The sequence below is a fragment of the Rhodococcus sp. Z6_132 genome, assembly GCF_058133635.1.
This window is the reverse complement of sequence record NZ_JBYUNP010000002.1, coordinates 486,808-505,494: the sequence shown is the minus strand read 5'-3', so window position 1 is coordinate 505,494 and position 18,687 is coordinate 486,808. Positions and strand designations below refer to the sequence as shown.

The window sequence follows — 18,687 nt, the reverse complement described above, 5'->3', positions numbered from 1 at the left end:
AGCCGCCCGCGGCGGGACCCGCCGCGCGCGGGCGTGGCCGGCGCGGCCTCCCCCACGCGCTGCGGACGCACCCTCTGGGTCGTCACTGTCCGGCGCTGCGGTGCACTGCCTCGCCCAGCACCCGGATGACGTCACCGGTGTCGGCGCCGAAGCTGAGCAGGTCGGTGTCGTCCATGACCACCACGCGCCGGTTCTGCCCGGCCGGGGTCTGGGCGATGCCCGGCACCTGCAGCAGGCCGTCGATGCCGCCCACCGACTCCAGCCCGTGCGTCATCAGCAGCAGCACGTCCGGCTTGGCCACGATCAGCGCCTCGGGGGTGATGGGGGTGTAGGCGGTGCCGAGGCCGGAGTCCACCCCGGCGTCGACCTCGCCGATCGCGGCGATCAGCTCGTCGGCCCCGGAGCCCTTGCCGCCCATCATCGCCACCGAGGTGCCGCGCAGGTACAGGAACGCCACCCGCTCCCCCGTGGCGCGCTGGCGGGCCTGGGCGGTCGCGTCGGTGATGGCGGTGCCGGCGTGCTCGGCGAGCTGGCGGCCCTGGTCGGGAACACCCAGCGCCGTCCCGACCGCGGCCACGAGCCCGCCCACGCCCGCGACCGTCCGGTCACCGGGGAAGGTCACCACCGGGATGCCCGCGTCACGCAGCTGCTGCACGGCCGAGCGAGGGCCGATGCTGCCGTCGGTGAGCACCACGGTGGGCCGCAGGCCCAGCACGGCCTCGGCGTTGAGCTGGTGGCCGCCGGGGGTGATCACCGGCAGGTCGTGCACCTCGGGGAAGTCGGTGGCCAGGTCGCGGCCCACCAGCCGCTCCCCCAGGCCCAGCGCGAACACCGTCTGCCCCAGGGTGCCGTTGCGGTCCACGGCGACGATGCGATCGGCCGAGGTGACGGTGACCGGGCTGCCGTCCGCCGAGGCCACCGTCACCGGCAGCGTCGGCGCAGCTGTGGTGGCGACGGTGCGTGGTGACTCCTGGGCCAGCGTCGCCGTGACCGGTGCGGAGGAGGAGGCGGTGTCCCCGGCCGCCGAGCAACCGGCCAGCACGCCGCCGACCAGCAGCACGACGGCGACCGCTCGGAGGCGCCGGGAACGGACCCGGGCGGGGCTGGTGCGGTGCACGGCCGAGCTCACCGGGTGGCGGGGTGGCCGCCGACGTGGGCGTCGAGGTCCACGAAGAGCGCCTGGTTGAGCCCGAACGCCACGATCGCCTCCGCCACCACGCGCTGTGCACCGTCCTCGTCCACGTCCAGCGCGTCGAGCTTGGCCCGGTAGGCGTCCTTGTACGGCTTGGTCTTCGGGATCAGCGGGAAGTCGTAGAACTCCAGGCCCTCGTGCGTGAGACCCAGGTGTTCCTGCAGCTTGCGGCGCATGATCTGTCCACCCGAGAGATCGCCGAGGTAGCGGGTGTAGTGGTGCGCCACAAAGGCCAGTGGGTCCTTCGCCGCCACCGTCTCCAGCCGGTCGACGTAGGCCGAGGTCGCCGCCAGGGGGGTGACCGCCGCGCACCAGCCAGGCTCCCCGAAGAGGTGGTCGAGGTCGCGCTCGAGAGCCGTCAGCCGCAGCAGTGCCTCGTCCACGAAGACCCCGGCGAGCGGGTCGTCGGCCAGTCGCTCACCGGCCCGCTCCAGCGCCCGGTAGAGGAACCAGGACTGCACCAGCAGCTCGCGGTAGTCCGCCTGGCTGAGGTGTCCCTCCACCAGGTTGGTGACGAAGTCCTGGCTCTCGGCCTGCTCGTGGACGGCCCGGGTCTCGTCCTTGAGCCGAGCGGCGAGGGACTGGGTCATGGCGGTCTCCCTTGAGTCAGCGCCAGGCGAGCGACGACCGCCGGCCCCGGTGCCAGAGTGATATAAGTAAACCCATCCTAACTGAGTGAAGCCTAACCTAATGGCGATCTTTCCACTGGCCGGTCAGGACCCTCGGCCCCGCTGCCCACCTGCCAACCCTCACCACTGGAGCCCTGATGAACCGTCGCACCGCCGCCACCGCCCTGGCCACCCTCTCGACGGGCGCCCTGCTCGGCCTCGCCCCCGGCACCGCCCTCGCCGCCGAGAACGTTGACCTCACCGTGACCAAGTCCGCGGACGTGCAGCCGGGCGAGAAGCTCACCGTCAGCGGCACCGGCGCCGACCCGCAGGCCGGCTACTACGTCGCGCTGTGCGCCGCCGGCACCACCAGCCCCAAGGGGCCCGACTGCCTGGGTGACCGCACCCAGCCCGGCACCCAGGTGTGGCTCAGCAACTCCCCCGGCGGCACGGCCAAGCTGGGCGCTGACGGCACGTTCAGCACCGAGCTGACCGTCCTCGCCAACGGCACCACCTCCACCGGCAAGGCCATCGACTGCACCACCACCGCCTGCGAGGTCACGCTCTTCCACGACCACCGCAACGGCTTCGACACCGTCGCGACCGTGCCGCTGAAGCTCGCCGCAGCCAGCTCGAGCAGCGCCACCCCCGCCACCAGCACCCCGTCCGCCGGCGCCCCCGCAGACTCCGCCACCACCAACACCGCGGCGGAGTCCGAGGACAGCAGCAGCGCGACCGGCTGGATCATCGGCGGGGTGGTCGTGGTGGTCGCTGCTGCCGCTGCCGCCCTGTATGTCCGGTCCCGGCGAAACGTCGGCTGAGCGGGCGAGATCGGCAGCGACGGCGTCTGCGGTGCGCCGTACGGTGGGGGGTCGTGACCAGTACCGGCGCCGACTCCGGCGCACCCAGCCCGCGCGATGACCAGACGGGTGCCACCTCCCGCAGCAGCGGGGCGGTGCGCACCGACCAGGCGGCGAGCACGCGACCGCACGTCAACCCGTGGCTGTCGCTGACGGCCACCCTGATCGCGGTGTTCATGCAGCTGCTGGACGTGTCGATCGTGAACGTGGCGCTGCCGAGCATCTCCACCGAGCTGGGTGCGTCCTTCTCCACCCTGCAGCTGGTGATCACCGCCTACACGCTGGCCTTCGCCTGCACCCTGATCACCGCCGCCCGGCTGGGTGACCTCTACGGCCGGCGCAAGGTCTTCCTGCTCGCGCTCGCCTCGTTCACCATCGCCTCGGTGCTCTGCGGCATCGCGCAGAGCCCGGTGGAGCTGATCGGGGCCCGCTTCCTGCAGGGGCTCACCGCCGGGATGATGCTGGCGCAGACGCTGGCCATCATCACCTCCACCTTCCCCGCCGAGCAGCGCGGCAAGGTGTTCGGCATCTACGGCGCCACCATCGGGATGGCCACCATCCTGGGCCCGACCCTGGGCGGCGCCCTCATCTCCTGGGACGTCCTCGGCCTGGAGTGGCGGGCGATCTTCCTGGTCAACGTGCCGCTCGGGATCATCGCGCTGCTGTTCGGCTACCGACACCTGGTGGACAGCCGCGCGGAGTCCGCTCAACGCCTCGACCTGCCCGGCGTGGGGCTGTCGGTGCTGGGCCTGTTCCTGGTGGTCTACCCGCTGGCGGAGGGCCGTGAGCGGGACTGGCCCACCTGGTTGGTGCTGATGCTGGTGGCGTCGGTGCCGGTGCTGCTGGGCTTCGTGCTCCACGAGTACCGCCGTGGGCGGCGCAACGACTCCCCGCTGGTGGAGCTGCGAGTGTTCCGGGTCCGCGCGTTCAGCGTGGGCTGTGTGATGGCGCTGCTGTTCTTCAGCTGCCTCATCTCGTTCTTCTTCACCATCTCCCTCACCCTGCAGGCGGGCTTCGGGTTCACCGCCCTGCACTCGGGGCTGATGACGCTGCCGTTCGCGCTCGGCTCGGCCGTGGCCTCGGGCTCGTCCAACAAGGTGGCCCAGAAGCTGGGCAGCCGGGTGCTCATCGTGGGTGCCGGGGTGCTGGCGGTGGGGCTGCTGTCGCTGTCGGTGGTGATGAACCAGCAGGGCACCTCTCCGCACTGGCTGGCCTACGCCGCACCGCTGCTGGTCTCCGGCGCCGGCCTGGGGCTGTTCATCGCTCCGCTGCAGACCATCATCCTGTCGGAGGTCAAGCAGGAGCACGCCGGCTCCGCCTCGGGGCTGCTGCCCACCTTCCAGCAGCTCGGCGGCTCCGTGGGGCTGGCGGTGATCGGCGTGCTGTTCTTCACCTTCATCGGCAACCAGGGACAGGCCGCGGTGCAGAACGTCACCCCGGAGCTCACCCAGCAGGTGGCCGCGAGCGGGCTGCCCGCGCCGGCGCAGTCGGAGATCATCGGCTCGTTCGGCACCTGCGCCGAGCGGCGGCTGTCGTCGGCCGACCCCACCTCGGCGCCGCCCGGGTGCGAGCCCGCCACCGCCATCCCGGGCAGCCCGCAGGCGCAGGTGGGCCCGGCGCTGGCCGCGGCGGGCAAGGAGGTGGGTGGCCAGGCGTTCCTGCAGGGCCAGCGCCGCACGCTGTGGGTGTTCTCCGGGGTGCTGGTGGTGGTGATGGCGCTCGCGCTGGCGCTGCCCCGCCGCACCTCCGGCCACGGCGGGCCCTCCCGCGGCACCGCCGCCTGAGCACGGTCCGGGGCGCAACCGCCGCGCCCCGGACCAACCATCAGGTGCTCAGGTGCCGAAGGAGTGCTCCACCACGCCGCGGGCCCGCCGGGTGACCTTGCGGTAGTGGTCCATGAAGGCGCCTGGGTCGTCGTCGGACCAGCCGGCGGCGGTGGCCACCGCGGCCAGCACCCGCCCCGGACCGGGCAGCTGGTCGGCGGGCTTGCCCCGCACCAGCACCAGCGCGTTGCGGGCCAGGGTGGCGGTCAGCCACGCCGTGCGCAGGGTCTCCGCGTCGGCGGCCGACAGCAGCTCGGCCGCACCGGCGGCCTCCAGCGCCTGCAGGGTGGAGGTGGTGCGCAGCGACGCGATCTCGTGGCCGAAGCGCAGCTGCAGCAGCTGCACCGTCCACTCCACGTCGGCGAGCCCACCGCGCCCGAGCTTGGTGTGGGTGGCCGGGTCGGCGCCGCGCGGCAGCCGCTCGGAGTCCACCCGGGCCTTGATCCGGCGGATCTCCCGGATGGTGGCGGCGTCCACCCCGCCGTCGGGGTAGCGCACGTCGTCCACCATGGCGCAGAAGCGCTCGCCCAGCTCCCGGTCGCCGGCCACCGCGCGGGCCCGCAGCAGGGCCTGCGCCTCCCACGGCGCCGACCACTGCTGGTAGTAGGAGCGGTAGGAGGACAGCGTCCGCACCATCGGGCCGCTGCGGCCCTCCGGACGCAGCCCGGTGTCCACCTCCAGCGGCGGGTCGGAGCTGGCCTTGGCCAGCAGCGCGCGCACCTTGTCGGCCACCCGGGACGCCCACCGCACCGCGGTCTGCTCGTCGGCGTCTCCCCGGGGCTCGCAGACGAAGAGCACGTCGGCGTCCGAGCCGTAGCCCAGCTCGGCGCCGCCCAGGCGGCCCATGCCGATCACCGCGATGGCCGCCGGGGCCTCGCCGTCACCGCGGGCCTCGGCTGCCACCGAGCTCAGCGCGGCGTCGAGCACCGCCGCCCACACCGAGGACAGCGCGGCGCAGACCTGGGGCACGTCGAGCAGCCCCAGCAGGTCGGCGCTGGCCACCCGGGCCAGCTCGTGGCGACGTAGCCCGCGGGCCGCCTCCACCGCGCGCTGTGGGTCGCGGTGGCGCCCGGCGCTCACCTGCAGGCTCTGCGCGACGTCGGCGGGCTCCACCTCCAGCAGCCGCGGCCCGCTGGGGCTGTCGGCGTAGAGGCGGAGGACCTCCGGTGCGCGGATGAGCAGGTCGGGCAGGTAGCTGGAGGTGCCCAGCACCCGCATCAGCCGCTTGGCCACCGCGCCCTCGTCGCGCAGCGTCCGCAGGTACCAGGGGGTCTCCCCCAGCGCGTCGGACAGCCGCCGGTAGGCCAGCAGCCCGCCGTCGGGGTTGGGGGTGTCGGCCAGCCAGCCCAGCAGGATCGGCAGCAGCACCGTCTGCAGCTGGCTGCGTCGTGAGGACCCCGCGGTGAGCGCGCGCAGGTGGTTCAGCGCGCTCTCCGGGGAGGTGTAGCCCAGCGCGGCCAGCTGGCGGGCGGCGGAGTCCTCCGACAGCCGCAGCTCCTCCGGCTCCGAGCGGGCCACCGCCTCCAGCAGCGGGCGGTAGAAGAGCTTCTGGTGCAGCCGGCGCACCCGCACCGCGTTGCGCCGGATCTCCGCGGCCAGCACCCCCGCGGCGTCGGTGCGACCGTCCGGGCGCACGTGCGCCGCCCGGGCCAGCCAGCGCATCGCGGCGGCGTCGTCGGGGTCGGGCAGGGTGTGCGTGCGCCGCATCTGCTGCAGCTGCAGGCGGTGCTCGAGCAGGCGCAGGAACTCGTAGGAGGCGGTGAGGTTGGCGCCGTCCTCACGGCCGACGTAGCCGCTGGAGGACAGCGCACCCAGGGCGTCCACGGTGGACTGCACGTGCAGCGCCTCGTCGAAGCGGCCGTGCACCAGCTGCAGCAGCTGGACGGCGAACTCCACGTCGCGCAGGCTGCCGCTGCCCAGCTTGATCTCGCGGTCGCGCAGCTCGGCGGGCACGTTCTGCTCCACCCGGCGGCGCATCGCCTGCACCTCGGGCACGAAGTCCTCCCGCTGCGAGGCCGTCCACACCATCGGCGAGACCGCGTCGATGTACTCCTGGCCCAGGGCCATGTCACCGGTCATCGCTCGGGCCTTGAGCAGGGCCTGGAACTCCCAGGTCTTCGCCCAGCGCTGGTAGTAGGCCAGGTGCGACTCCACCGTGCGCACCAGCGCCCCGGAGCGGCCCTCCGGACGCAGCCCGGCGTCCACCTCGAAGAAGGCGCTGCTGCCGATGCGGACCATCGCGCCGGCCAGCCGGTTGGCCACCGCGTCGGCGGGCTCGCCCACGAAGATCACGTCCACGTCGCTGACGTAGTTGAGCTCGCGGGCCCCGCACTTGCCCATGGCGATCACCGCGAGCCGGGTGCTGCAGGGCTCGTCCCCGCACACCTCGGCCACGGCCACGGCCAGGGCGGCGGTGAGCGCGGCGTCGGCCAGGTTCGCCAGGTGCAGGCCCACCTCCTTGTACGGCAGGACGGGCAGGTCCTCCACGGTGGCGGCCAGGTCGGCAGCGGCGAGCACCAGGGTGCGGTCGCGGTAGGCCGTGCGCAGCGCCGCCACGGCGTCGGAGCCGGTGAGCAGCGACCGCCACAGCGCGCTGCCGGGCTCGGGCTTGGCGTGCACCACGCCGAGCAGCTCTTCCTGCAGCTGCTCCACGCCCGGCAGCTCGATGTGCTCGCCGGCCAGCAGCTGCCAGGTGTCGCCGTGGGCCACCAGGTGGTCGCTCAGCGCCGTTGAAGAGCCCAGGACGCCGAACAGCCTGCCGCGCAACGGCTTCTCGGTGAGCAGTCGCTTCGACAGCTCTTCCCAGCGCGACTCGGAAGACTCCGACAGGCGCTCCAGGCCGCGCAGGGCCAGGTCGGCGTCGGGCGAGCGGGACAGCGCCCAGAGCACCTCACGGTGCTTGTCGGTGGTCCAGCCCAGCTTGGCCAGCACGTCCGCTGCACCCGGGTCGATCAGTCCCAGCCGGCCGGGGGTGGGCAGAGCCGAGCGGTAGCGATCAGAAGTTGTCACGACTCTCCGAGCAGGGGTAGGTCGATCCGCGTGGACTTCGGGCGGTGCGCGTCGGCGATCCCGACGAACGTGGCGACGATCGGCCGCCACGTCTCGGCGAGGTCGGCGTGGCCGTCCTCGAGCACGCCCGGTTGGTGCTGTGCCGGCGGCATGGTGGCCGCGGTCTCCGGGTTCTCCGTCATCCACCGGCGCACCAGCTCCGGCGTGGTCTCGATGTGGAACTGCAGGCCCCACGCCGTCGCACCCACGCGGTAGGCCTGGTTCGGGCAGCGCTGCCCGGCCACCAGCAGGGTGGCGTCGGCGGGCAGGCGGTGCACCTCGTCGGCGTGGAACTGCAGCACGTCGGGAGTGAAGGGCAGGGTGGCCAGCAGTGGGTCGGCCGCGGCGGCGTCCCGCTTGGCCACCAGCCGCAGGCCCGCCTCGGGACCGTCGGGCATGCGGCGCACGTCGCCCCCCGTGGCCAGCGCCAGCAGCTGGGCACCCAGGCAGATCCCCAGCACCGGGGTGCCGGTGCGGACCGCGGCGCCGAGCAGGGCGCGCACGTCGGCCAGCCACGGGTGCTCGGCGTCGTCGGCGGCGCTCATCGCCCCGCCCAGGCAGACCAGCGCGTCCACCCCGGCGAGGTCGGCCGGCACCGGCTCACCGGCGAAGGGCCGCACCAGCCGGAGGTCCGCACCCGCCTCGACCAACCAGTCCTGCATCGGTCCGAGCGGATCGTCCGCCGCCGGCTGCAGGACGAGGACAGTGCTCACGGGCAGAGCCTAGCCACCAGCCGTGCCGCCGCTACAGGTTGAGGTAGGTCTTGAGCTCGTACGGCGTCACGTTGCGCCGGTAGCTGTCCCACTCCGCGCGCTTGTTTCGCAGGAAGTAGTCGAAGACGTGCTCGCCCAAGGCATCTGCCACCAGCTCCGAGCTCTCCATCAGCCGCAGCGCCTCGCTGAGGTTCTGCGGCAGCTCCTGGTAGCCCATCGCTCGGCGCTCGGCCTCGCTCAACGAGGACACGTCGTCCTCCGACGCCGGCGGCAGCTCGTAGCCCTCCTCGATGCCCTTGAGCCCGGCCGCCAGCATCACGGCGAAGGTCAGGTAGGGGTTGCACGCGGAGTCCGGGGTACGGATCTCGATGCGTCGCGAGGAGGCCTTGCCCGGGGTGTACATCGGCACCCGAACCAGGGCGGAGCGGTTGGCCGCGCCCCACGCGGAAGCGGTGGGTGCCTCGCCGCCGGTGATCAGGCGCTTGTAGGAGTTCACCCACTGGTTGGTGACGGCACACAGCTCGGGGGCGTGGCGCAGGATTCCGCCGATGAACGCCTTGCCGGTGGCGCTGAGCTGGTTGGGGTCGTCGGGGTCGTGGAAGGCGTTGGTGTCGCCCTCGAACAGGCTCATGTGGGTGTGCATCGCCGAGCCGGCCTCGTCACGGAAGGGCTTGGGCATGAACGAGGCGCGCACTCCCTCGTTGATGGCCACCTCCTTGATGACGTAGCGGAAGGTCATCACGTTGTCGGCCATGCTCAGCGCGTCGGCGTAGCGCAGGTCGATCTCCTGCTGGCCGGGGGCGGCCTCGTGGTGGCTGAACTCCACCGAGATGCCCATGGACTCCAGCGCCTCGATGGCGTGGCGGCGGAAGTTCGGCGCCTCGTCGTTGACGGCCTGGTCGAAGTAGCCGCCGGAGTCCGCCGGGATCGGCACCGAGCCGTCGACGGGTCCCGGGCGCAGCAGGAAGAACTCGATCTCCGGGTGCACGTAGCAGGTGAAGCCCATGGCCTTGGCCCGGTTGAGCTGGCGGCGCAGCACGTGGCGCGGGTCGGCCCAGGACGGCGAGCCGTCGGGCATGACGATGTCGCAGAAGATGCGGGCGGAGTGCTGCTCGCCGCCATCGGAGTCCACCCAGGGCAGGATCTGGAACGTGGACGGGTCGGGCTTGGCCACGGTGTCGGCCTCCGACACCCGCGAGAAGCCCTCCACCGACGAGCCGTCGAAGCCGATGCCCTCCGCGAAGGCGCCCTCCAGCTCGGCAGGAGCGATCGCGACCGACTTGAGGTAGCCGAGCACGTCGGTAAACCACAGGCGCACGAACTTGATGTCGCGCTCTTCCAGGGTGCGGAGCACGAACTCCTGCTGACGATCCATAGCGGTGACCCTAGGCATTCCGGGTTACAAGCGTGTGTCGAGGGTCCTTGAGCGTCAGCACCGGGTGCCCTCCTCCGGCAGCTTCAGGTCCTCCAGGTAGGCGGTGACCACCTCGTCCACGCAGGACTGGCCCTGCAGCGCAACGGTGTGCTGGTTGCCCTCAAAGCTGAGCAGGCGGGCCTGCAGCTGGCGGGCCAGGTCGACCCCGGCCGCGTACGGGGTGGCGGGGTCGCCGGTGGTGGAGATGACCAGAACCTCCGGCAGGTCCGGGGCGCTGACCGGGTGCGGGGTGGACGTGGCGGGGACCCGCCAGAACGCGCAGGTGTCCAGCGCGGCGGCCCCGGTGGCACGGCCGTCGTCCAGGAACGGCGCGACCTTGCGGTACTGGGCCTCGGCGGCGTCGTTGGTGGCGCGGTCGGTCAGCGGCGGGTCGTCCACGCACCGGATGGCGTTGAAGGCGTCGTTGGTGTTGTTGTACGAGCCGTCGGCGTTGCGGCCCTCGTAGAGGTCGGCCAGCGCCAGCAGGGTGTCGCCCTTGCCCGCGGCGAGCTGGGCCAGCCCGGCCCGCAGCGCGCTCCACAGCTGCGGGGAGTACAGCGCCTGCAGCGTGCCGGTCTGGGAGTCGGCGTAGCTGAGCCCGCGCGGGTCCCTGGTGGTCACGGGGGCGGCGACGAGCGGGTTGACCAGCTGGCGGTAGCGGACCACCGCCGCCTCCGGGACTGGTCCCAGCGGGCAGTCGCTGAGCTTGACGCAGTCGGCGACGAACGCGTCGAACGCGCCCTGGAAGCCCTGGCCCTGCAGCACCAGCTCCTGCACCGGGTCGGCCATCGGGTCGACGGCGCCGTCGAGCACCAGGGCCCGCACGTTGGCCGGGAACGCCTCGGCGTAGGCCGTGCCGATGCGGGTGCCGTAGGAGTAGCCCAGGTAGGTCAGCTTCTGCTCGCCGAGCACCGAGCGCAGCACGTCCATGTCCTTGACCACCTCACGGGTGCCGACGTGGGCGAGCACGTCCACCCCGACCCGGTCGGCGCAGGTGTTGGCGTAGTCCTTGGCCACCTGCTCGCTGCGGGCGATGCCGGCCGGGGAGGTGTCCACGTCCACCAGCGCGCGGCGGGCGTCGTTCTCCGGCCCGGTCAGGCAGGTCACCGCCGGCTCTGACGCGCCGACCCCGCGCGGGTCGAAGCCGACGAGGTCGAAGTGCTCCCCGACCGGGGTGCCGGCGACCGCCGAGGCCAGGTCGGCGGCCAGGCCCATGCCCGAGGCCCCCGGTCCGCCGGGGTTGACCACCAGCGACCCGGTGCGGGCCCCGCTGGCCGCCTTGCGCAGCACGCCCACCGTCACCTGCCGGCCCGCCGGCTGGGCGTAGTCCAGCGGCACGGTCATCCGGGCGCACTCCAGCCCGTCGGCGGCGTAGGCCTGCTGGCTGTCCGGGCTGACCGCGAACTTCTCGCAGTCGCCCCAGGTGAGCGTCTGGGCGTAGAACTCCCCCAGCCCCTCCGGCACCGGGCCCACCGGCATGCCCGGGCTGGCCGAGACGCTCGGCGGGCCGGCGACCACCGGCTCCCCGCCGTCGGCGGCGCAGCCGGTCAGCGCCAGCACCACGGCCCCACCCACGGCGATCCCGGCGGCCACCCGGCGGGTGCGGGGGCGCTGCCGCCACGGACGGGGCGGGCTCGGGGCGGGCGGGCTCGGGTGGCGCAGCGTCATGGGAGCGATCGTGCCACGCCCGCACCCGCACAGTGGTGACCCGACAGGGCCGCTCACCGTCGGTGCCCCCGTGCGCACCCGCCGATTAGGCTCACGCCCATGCCTCAGCTGCGACTGGCCCTCGCCCAGGTCAACCCGTGCGTCGGCGACCTGAGCGGCAACACCGACCTGGTGCTCGAGTGGACCCGGCGCGCCGTGCAGGGCGGTGCCCACGTGGTGCTGCTGCCGGAGATGGTGCTCACCGGCTACCCGGTGGAGGACCTGGCGCTGCGTCGCTCGTTCGCAGCGGCCTCGCGCCAGGCGCTGGACGCCCTGGCCGGCCGGCTGGCCGAGGCGGGCTGCGGCGACGCCTGCGTGGTGGTCGGCTACCTCGACCACGACGACCAGGGTGCCCGCAACTGTGCCGCGGTGCTGCAGGACGGCGTGGTGCAGGCCCGCTACACCAAGCACCACCTGCCCAACTACGGCGTCTTCGACGAGTTCCGCTACTTCGCCGCCGGCGACGACCTGCCGGTGCTGCGGGTGCACGGCCTGGACCTGGGCATCGTGATCTGCGAGGACATCTGGCAGGACCACGGTCCGGTGGCCGCCTACGGCGAGGCGGGGGTGGACCTGCTGCTGTGCCTGAACGGCTCGCCCTACGAGCGCAGCAAGGACGACACCCGCGGCGCGCTGGTGGCCCGGCGCGCGGCCGAGGCGGGCGCGGCGATCGCCTACGTCAACCTGGTGGGCGGACAGGACGAGCTGGTCTTCGACGGCGACTCCATGGTGGTGAACGCTGCCGGTGACGTCCTGGCGCGGGCGCCGCAGTTCAGCGAGCACCTGCTGCTGGTGGACGTGGACCTGGCCGCCGGCGGCGAGCGCGCGCAGGCGGTGCCGGGCTGGCAGCTGCAGCGGGTGACGCTGTCGCCGGAGCCGCTGCCGGCGTGGGAGCCGCGGCAGGCCCCGGTGGTGGCAGCACTGTCGGAGCCGGCGGAGGTGTGGGGCGCGCTGGTCACCGGGCTGCGCGACTACGTGCACAAGAACCACTTTGCCTCGGTGGTGCTGGGCCTGTCCGGGGGCATCGACTCGGCGGTGGTGGCCGCGCTGGCGGTGGACGCGCTGGGCCCGGACGCGGTGCACGGGGTGTCGCTGCCGTCGTCGTACTCCTCCGAGCACTCCCGCTCCGACGCCGACGACCTGGCCAAGCGCACCGGGCTGCACTACCGGGTGGAGCCGATCGCGCCGCTGGTGGATGCCTTCGTCCAGCAGCTGCACCTCACCGGGCTGGCCGAGGAGAACGTGCAGGCCCGCTGCCGCGGTGTGACGCTGATGGGGCTGTCCAACGCTGAGGGCCACCTGGTGCTGGCCACCGGCAACAAGAGCGAGCTCGCGGTGGGCTACTCCACCATCTACGGCGACGCCGTGGGCGGGTTCGCCCCGATCAAGGACGTGCCCAAGACGATGGTGTGGGAGCTGGCGCGGTGGCGCAACGCCGCGGCCGCCGAGCGCGGGGAGACCCCGCCCATCCCCGACGCGTCGATCACCAAGGAGCCCTCGGCCGAGCTGCGGCCGGGCCAGCTCGACAGCGACTCGCTGCCGGACTACGCGGTGCTGGACGAGATCCTGGCCCGCTACGTGGAGGGCGACGCCAGCTTCGCGGAGATGGTGGCCGACGGCTTCGACCCCGAGCTGGTGGAGGACGTGGTGCGCAAGGTCGACCGCGCGGAGTACAAGCGGCGCCAGTACCCGCCGGGCACCAAGATCGGCGTCAAGGCCTTCGGGCGGGACCGCCGGCTGCCGCTGACCAACAGCTGGCGCGAGCGCGCCCCGGAGCAGCAAACGTGACGAAGGTCGCTCCCGTGCGGAACCTGACGCTGCGAGTGGCACGATTTGCGCTGTCAGCACCGTGCAACCCGGGGACCCGACGAGGGCCTCGAGGGAGGATGGACAACGATGTCCGCAACCAGCCACGACCAGACCCAACCCGCCGAGACCCAACCCGCTGAGACTCAGCCCTACGGCGGCACCCCGGCTGAGCCCCAGCGCCGCGGCAAGACCCGCACGCACCACATCGCGGCGATGAAGGAGCGCGGCGAGCGCTGGGCCATGCTCACCGCCTACGACTACTCCAGCGCCAAGATCTTCGACGAGGCCGGCATCCCGGTGCTCCTGGTGGGCGACTCCGCCGCCAACGTGGTCTACGGCTACGAGACCACCGTCCCGGTGACCGTGGACGAGCTGCTGCCGCTGGTGCGCGGCGTGGTCCGCGGCGCTCCGCACGCCCTGGTGGTGGCCGACCTGCCCTTCGGCACCTACGAGGCCGGCCCGGAGCAGGCCGTCGCCACCGCGGTGCGCTTCCTCAAGGAGGGCCTGGCCCACGCGGTGAAGCTGGAGGGCGGCGAGCGGGTGGCCCCGCAGATCGCCGCGATCACCGCTGCGGGGATCCCGGTGATGGCCCACATCGGCTTCACCCCGCAGAGCGTCAACGGCCTGGGCGGCTTCCGGGTGCAGGGCCGCGGCAGCGGTGCCGACCAGCTGGTCGCCGACGCCCTCGCCGTGCAGGACGCCGGGGCGTTCTCAGTGGTGATGGAGATGGTCCCGGCCCACCTGGCCGAGGAGATCACGGCCAAGCTGGGCATCGCCACCGTCGGCATCGGGGCCGGCCCGGCCTGCGACGGCCAGGTGCTGGTGTGGCAGGACATGGCCGGGATGAGCTCGGGAAAGGGCCCCAAGTTCGTCAAGCGCTTCGGCGAGGTGGGCAGAGCCCTGGGCGACGCCGCGTCGGCCTACGCCGAGGAGGTCCGGGCCGGGTCCTTCCCCGCCCCGGAGCACTGCTTCTAGCCAGGGCGAGCCGCACGCCGCCGGGGCGCACCCGTGCCCGGTGGCGCGCGGCCCACACTCCCGCCGACCGGTACGGGCAACCCGGGAGCAAAGGCGCTGGTCACCCCGCTGCCACCCGGGTAGACGTTTCAGTGGACAGTCGTGCATCATGGCCCCACCCAGTCCTGTGAACTGCATCACGCAGACCTGAGTGCCGTTGGTCATCCGATCACGAGGGGGCTCCCGCCGTGCCAGCAAGATCCGTACCACTGCCGCAACTGCGTCGGCGCACCTGGACGGCGGCGGGCGCCGCAGCTGCAGCGCTGGGCGCCACGGCCATGGAGGTCCGTCGCCGGATGCAGGAGACCAAGGATCCCGCCGCCGCGCTGCACCCGGACGTGGACCTGCTGCGCGGCGCCGCCTCCCGGCTCACCACTCCCCTGCTGCCCGACGACTACCTGCACCTGCTCAACCCGCTGTGGTCGGCGCGGGAGCTGCGCGGCAAGGTCGTCAAGGTGGTGAAGGAGACCGACACCGCCGCCACGCTGGTGATCAAGCCCGGCTGGGGCTGGTCCTTCGACTACAAGCCCGGCCAGTACGTCGGGATCGCCACCCAGCTGGAGGGCCACTGGTACTGGCGCTCGTACTCGTTGACGTCCTCGCCGCGCCGCGACCAGGGCCACATCTCCATCACCGTGAAGGCCACGCCGGAGGGCTTCGTCTCCAACCACCTGGTCAACGGGGTGGAGCCGGGCTCCATCGTGCGGCTGGCCTCTCCCAAGGGGGACTTCACCCTGCCCGACCCGCCCCCGGCGAAGGCGCTGTTCCTCACCGCGGGCAGCGGCATCACCCCGGTGATGGGCATGCTGCGCACCCTCAAGCGGCGCGGCGGCATGACGGACATCCTGCTCATCCACTCCGCCCCCGACGCCGCGGACATGCTCTTCCGCGAGGAGCTGAAGCAGCTGGAGGCGGACTTCCCGACCTTCCGGCTGCACGAGCAGCTCACCAGGGAGAAGGGCAAGCTGCAGCTCAAGGACCTCGGCGAGGTCTGCCCGGACTGGACGGAGCGCCAGACCTGGGCGTGCGGTCCGGCGCCGATGCTGGACTCCGCCGAGGAGCACTGGAAGCAGCACAACCTGTCCGAGCAGCTGCACATGGAGCGCTTCACGGTGGCGCTGTCGGGGGGCGGCGGCGAGGGCGGCACGGTCACCTACCAGGTGTCCGACAAGACCATCGAGGTGGACGGGGCCACCACGCTGCTGGACGCCGGCGAGAAGGCCGGCATCCAGATGCCCTTCGGCTGCCGGATGGGCATCTGCCAGTCCTGCGTGGTGCCGCTGCTGGAGGGCAGCGTGCGCGACCTCCGCTCGGGGCAGGACCACCACGAGGGCGACCGAATTCAGACTTGCGTCTCCGCTGCCGCGGGCGACTGCGTACTCGAAGCTTAGGGGAGAAGAGCATGGCAATCACCGACATCAAGGCCTACGCGCACCTGACCGAGGCCGACGTGGAGAACCTCGGCCGAGAGCTGGACGCGATCCGGCGCGACGTGGAGGAGTCCCGCGGCGACAAGGACGCCGCCTACATCCGCAAGGCGATCCAGCTGCAGCGCGGCCTGGCCGCCGGGGGCCGCATCACCCTCTTCGCCAGCGCCTTCCCACCCGCCTGGGTGGCCGGCACCGCCATGCTCGGCGCGGCCAAGATCATCGAGAACATGGAGCTGGGTCACAACATCATCCACGGCCAGTGGGACTGGATGAACGACCCGGAGATCCACTCCACCAGCTGGGAGTGGGACACCACGTGCCCGTCCTCGCACTGGAAGCACTCGCACAACTACATCCACCACAAGTACACCAACGTCGTCGGCAAGGACAACGACGTGGGCTACGGCATCCTGCGCGTCACCCGGGACCAGAAGTGGCACCCCATCAACCTGGGGCAGCCGCTCTACAACGCCATGCTGGCCACGCTGTTCCAGTACGGGGTGGCCCTGCACGACCTGAACATCGAGGCGATCCGCAAGCGGGAGAAGCCGCTGAGCGAGGCCTGGGCCCAGCTGAAGGTGATCGGCCGCAAGGTCGGCAAGCAGATGGGCAAGGACTACGTGGTCTACCCCCTGCTCACCGGCCCGGCGTTCGTCTCCACGCTCACCGCCAACGCCACGGCCAACCTCATCCGCAACCTGTGGTCCTACACGGTGATCTTCTGCGGCCACTTCCCCGACCGTGCGGAGAAGTTCACCGAGGCCGAGCTGGAGCGGGAGACCCCGCCGGAGTGGTACCTGCGCCAGCTGCTGGGCTCGGCCAACTTCCGCGGCGGCAAGCTCATGACGTTCATGAGCGGCAACCTGAACTACCAGATCGAGCACCACCTGTTCCCCGACCTGCCCAGCAACCGCTACATCGAGATCGCTGAGCGGGTCAAGGCGCTGTGCGAGAAGTACCAGCTGCCGTACACCACCGGCTCGCTGGCCCACCAGTACTGGCAGACGCTGCGCACCATCTGGAAGCTGTCGCTGCCGGACCGCTTCCTCACGGCCACTGCCGACGACGCACCGGAGACGGCCTCGGAGCGCAAGTACGAGCTGCGTGCGGTGGCCTGAGCAGCTGACCAGCCAGGCGCTGGGGTGACCGCGGCCGGGCTGAAGAAGGCCGAGGTCACCCGGGGGTCTTCCTCCCGTGCTCTCGCCGCACCTGACGAGAGGTGAGCCGCGCCTTCGGGGAGCCCAGGGGCGGGAACTTCAGGCTGAGCACCGCAGCCAGCGTGAAGTAGCTGCGGACCAGGCGGAAGAGCAGGTACTCGGGCACGTAGAGCACCGCACGTGGTCGGCGCAGCAGCAGGCACACGGCGACCGCGAACAGCGCCGGCAGGCCGATCACCATCGCCAGCACCGGCTCCCAGCGCAGCCCGGTGAAGGTGCCCGAGAAGACGCCGAACGTGAGGAGCGCGAACAGCAGGACCGGAAGCAGCATCGCGCGGCGCGCGGCGTTCCACAGGGCGAAGGGGAGCACGACGGCGCCGGCCATCGAGCCCTGCCGCAGCAGCGCCCGCCGGTGGTGGGCAGCGACGTGGTAGGTGCTGCGGAACCACCGGATCCGCTGCTCGGTCAGGTGGGCCCAGGTGAGGGGCACCTCGGCGTGGTAGACGGCGCGCGGCTCGACGAGGCACCGGTAGCCCAGCGAGTTCATCCGCATGCAGATGTCGGTGTCCTCGCCGTTCATCCCCTGGCTGATCGGACCGGTCTCCGCGAGGGCCGAGCCCCGGTACGCCGTGAGCATGCCCGGGATCCCCACGATCCCGTCGTAGCCCAGCCGTGCGACCTGGTAGAAGCCGTGTCGCAGGAGCGCCTCGACCAGGCGGACCCGATCGATGAAGGTCTCGTTCTTCGCCGGCAGCGGCAGCCCACCCACCGCACCCACCCGGTCGTCGTGGAAGTGCCGCACGACCTGCTCGAGGCAGTGGTCGCTGATCACGGTGTCGGCGTCGATGCGGACCACGAAGGGTTCCGTGAGCCGGTCCAGGCCGTAGTTCAGGGCCCTGGCCTTGCCCGGTGTCGGACAGGACAGCATGCTCGAGCTCAGGTGGTGGGCGCGGCCCATGGCTCGCTCGGCGATCCTGGCGGTGTCGTCGGTGGAGACGTTGTCCACCACGTACAGGTGCACCGACGCTGCGTAGACCCCGGCCGCACGGTCGACCGCAGCGATGGTCTCGGCGATACCGTGGGCTTCGTTGTGCGCCGGGATCAGCACCCCGATCGGCGGTGCGAACCGGACCTGGCGGGACCGGGCGACCAGCACGACACCGATGCCGGCTGCGATGAGCACGATCACCTGTTGCACCAGGAAGATTCCGGGGCCGACGCCGCCGAGCAGGGCGACCTCCCGCATCCCGGACAGGACGGGACCGAATCGCTGCGCGACCAGGGCTGCCAGTGCCCCCGCGATGCTCAACGGCACCAGCAACCGGACCCAGGCCACGGCGCGGATCCGGGCCGTTGCCGCTGGGGCTGGCGCGGGGTCCGGCAGGTGGGCGTTGCGCAGCACGACCACCGGGAACAGCGCCAGTCCCACGATCGCCGCCGTGATCTGCTGGACGGCCACTGGCGGCGAGAGGGCGGGGACCTGGCCAGCGGCCAGCGCGGCGAGGTCCACGACGAGGGCGGCCAGCAGCACACCACCGCACAGCTCGACCAGCACCAGCAGGCGACGCCAGAGGTTGGTGGCCAGGCTGAGGCTGAACACCATGAAGAAGACCAGGACGAACACCCGAACCGGGATCGTCGCTCGATCGCCCGAGGCGGAGAACACGACGATGTCGCGGCTGTCCTCCAGGTAGCCCAACCCGACCAGGACGGTGATCGCCAGCAGCGCCAGCAGGCTCAGGGCCACGAACGAGACCAGGCAGCTGTTCACCGCCCGCGGCGACCGGTTCAGGGAGTACTCCTCCGGCGCGCTGTCCACCGAGCGGTAGTGCTCGAGGACCGCCTCCGGGGCGGTGAGCTCCTCGAGCCTGGAGTCGGCCTGGCCTGACCCGCCCCTCGCCGGGGCGCTCAC

Annotated in this window: 12 protein-coding genes and 1 pseudogene; 6 read left to right on the top strand and 7 right to left on the bottom strand. The window is 72.3% G+C overall.

From position 1 onward, the window contains the following. Window positions 1–82 precede the first annotated feature (82 nt). Both AC3YO9_RS09020 and AC3YO9_RS09015 read right to left on the bottom strand, forming a co-directional pair. Window positions 83–1,129 (bottom strand): heme/hemin ABC transporter substrate-binding protein, encoded by a 1,047-nt coding sequence (locus AC3YO9_RS09020; protein WP_489982918.1) that lies wholly within the window; start codon window positions 1,127–1,129, stop codon window positions 83–85. Then, on the bottom strand, window positions 1,126–1,782 hold the full coding sequence (locus AC3YO9_RS09015; protein ID WP_489982917.1) for a biliverdin-producing heme oxygenase: 657 nt from the start codon (window positions 1,780–1,782) through the stop codon (window positions 1,126–1,128). The genes AC3YO9_RS09020 and AC3YO9_RS09015 overlap by 4 nt, the downstream gene beginning before the upstream one ends. 176 nt (window positions 1,783–1,958) lie before the next feature. On the opposite strand from AC3YO9_RS09015, the gene AC3YO9_RS09010 reads away from it, so the two are divergent. Beyond that, complete coding sequence (locus tag AC3YO9_RS09010) at window positions 1,959–2,621, top strand: neocarzinostatin apoprotein domain-containing protein (protein WP_489982916.1); 663 nt, start codon at window positions 1,959–1,961, stop codon at window positions 2,619–2,621. Window positions 2,622–2,674: 53 nt separating this feature from the next. Next, window positions 2,675–4,444: an MFS transporter gene (locus tag AC3YO9_RS09005; RefSeq protein ID WP_489982915.1), complete on the top strand. Its 1,770-nt coding sequence runs from the start codon at window positions 2,675–2,677 to the stop codon at window positions 4,442–4,444. A 48-nt stretch (window positions 4,445–4,492) separates the two neighbouring features. On the opposite strand, the gene AC3YO9_RS09000 is transcribed toward AC3YO9_RS09005, so the two are convergent. Genes AC3YO9_RS09000 through AC3YO9_RS08985 form a run of 4 tightly spaced genes read right to left on the bottom strand, consistent with a single transcriptional unit; the run spans window position 4,493 to window position 11,326 of the window. Then, window positions 4,493–7,492 (bottom strand): bifunctional [glutamine synthetase] adenylyltransferase/[glutamine synthetase]-adenylyl-L-tyrosine phosphorylase, encoded by a 3,000-nt coding sequence (locus tag AC3YO9_RS09000; protein ID WP_127783381.1) that lies wholly within the window; start codon window positions 7,490–7,492, stop codon window positions 4,493–4,495. Beyond that, entirely contained in the window at window positions 7,489–8,244 is a 756-nt protein-coding gene (locus tag AC3YO9_RS08995; protein WP_489982914.1) for a type 1 glutamine amidotransferase, read from the bottom strand. The genes AC3YO9_RS09000 and AC3YO9_RS08995 overlap by 4 nt, the downstream gene beginning before the upstream one ends. A 31-nt stretch (window positions 8,245–8,275) precedes the next feature. Further along, a complete protein-coding gene (locus tag AC3YO9_RS08990; RefSeq protein ID WP_127783383.1) occupies window positions 8,276–9,619 on the bottom strand; it encodes a glutamine synthetase family protein in 1,344 nt (447 codons plus the stop codon). A gap of 54 nt (window positions 9,620–9,673) precedes the next feature. After that, a complete protein-coding gene (locus AC3YO9_RS08985; RefSeq protein WP_127783384.1) occupies window positions 9,674–11,326 on the bottom strand; it encodes an alpha/beta hydrolase in 1,653 nt (550 codons plus the stop codon). A 99-nt stretch (window positions 11,327–11,425) separates the two neighbouring features. Between AC3YO9_RS08985 and AC3YO9_RS08980 the strand changes: the two genes are divergently transcribed. The 4 genes and pseudogenes from AC3YO9_RS08980 to AC3YO9_RS08965 all read left to right on the top strand — a co-directional run. Beyond that, window positions 11,426–13,153: an NAD+ synthase gene (locus AC3YO9_RS08980; protein ID WP_489982913.1), complete on the top strand. Its 1,728-nt coding sequence runs from the start codon at window positions 11,426–11,428 to the stop codon at window positions 13,151–13,153. Between the two features lie 108 nt (window positions 13,154–13,261). Beyond that, window positions 13,262–14,149 (top strand): 3-methyl-2-oxobutanoate hydroxymethyltransferase, encoded by an 888-nt coding sequence (panB, locus tag AC3YO9_RS08975; RefSeq protein WP_489982912.1) that lies wholly within the window; start codon window positions 13,262–13,264, stop codon window positions 14,147–14,149. Between the two features lie 335 nt (window positions 14,150–14,484). Next, window positions 14,485–15,579, top strand: coding sequence for a ferredoxin reductase (locus tag AC3YO9_RS08970; RefSeq protein ID WP_241248897.1), 1,095 nt, complete (start codon window positions 14,485–14,487; stop codon window positions 15,577–15,579). A gap of 11 nt (window positions 15,580–15,590) precedes the next feature. After that, a pseudogene (locus AC3YO9_RS08965) lies at window positions 15,591–16,724 on the top strand (fatty acid desaturase family protein); the annotation flags it as partial. Between the two features lie 67 nt (window positions 16,725–16,791). On the opposite strand, the gene AC3YO9_RS08960 reads toward AC3YO9_RS08965, so the two are convergent. After that, window positions 16,792–18,687 (bottom strand): glycosyltransferase family 2 protein, encoded by a 1,896-nt coding sequence (locus AC3YO9_RS08960; RefSeq protein ID WP_489982911.1) that lies wholly within the window; start codon window positions 18,685–18,687, stop codon window positions 16,792–16,794.

What these genes read in the sequence shown, in the direction of transcription:
- AC3YO9_RS09015 (WP_489982917.1), bottom strand. Translation starts at nt 1,782, where the DNA reads ATGACCCAGTCCCTCGCCGCTCGGCTCAAGGACGAGACCCGGGCCGTC.
- AC3YO9_RS09010 (WP_489982916.1), top strand. Translation starts at nt 1,959, where the DNA reads ATGAACCGTCGCACCGCCGCCACCGCCCTGGCCACCCTCTCGACGGGC.
- AC3YO9_RS08990 (WP_127783383.1), bottom strand. Translation starts at nt 9,619, where the DNA reads ATGGATCGTCAGCAGGAGTTCGTGCTCCGCACCCTGGAAGAGCGCGAC.
- AC3YO9_RS08985 (WP_127783384.1), bottom strand. Translation starts at nt 11,326, where the DNA reads ATGACGCTGCGCCACCCGAGCCCGCCCGCCCCGAGCCCGCCCCGTCCG.
- AC3YO9_RS08980 (WP_489982913.1), top strand. Translation starts at nt 11,426, where the DNA reads ATGCCTCAGCTGCGACTGGCCCTCGCCCAGGTCAACCCGTGCGTCGGC.
- panB (WP_489982912.1), top strand. Translation starts at nt 13,262, where the DNA reads ATGTCCGCAACCAGCCACGACCAGACCCAACCCGCCGAGACCCAACCC.
- AC3YO9_RS08970 (WP_241248897.1), top strand. Translation starts at nt 14,485, where the DNA reads ATGCAGGAGACCAAGGATCCCGCCGCCGCGCTGCACCCGGACGTGGAC.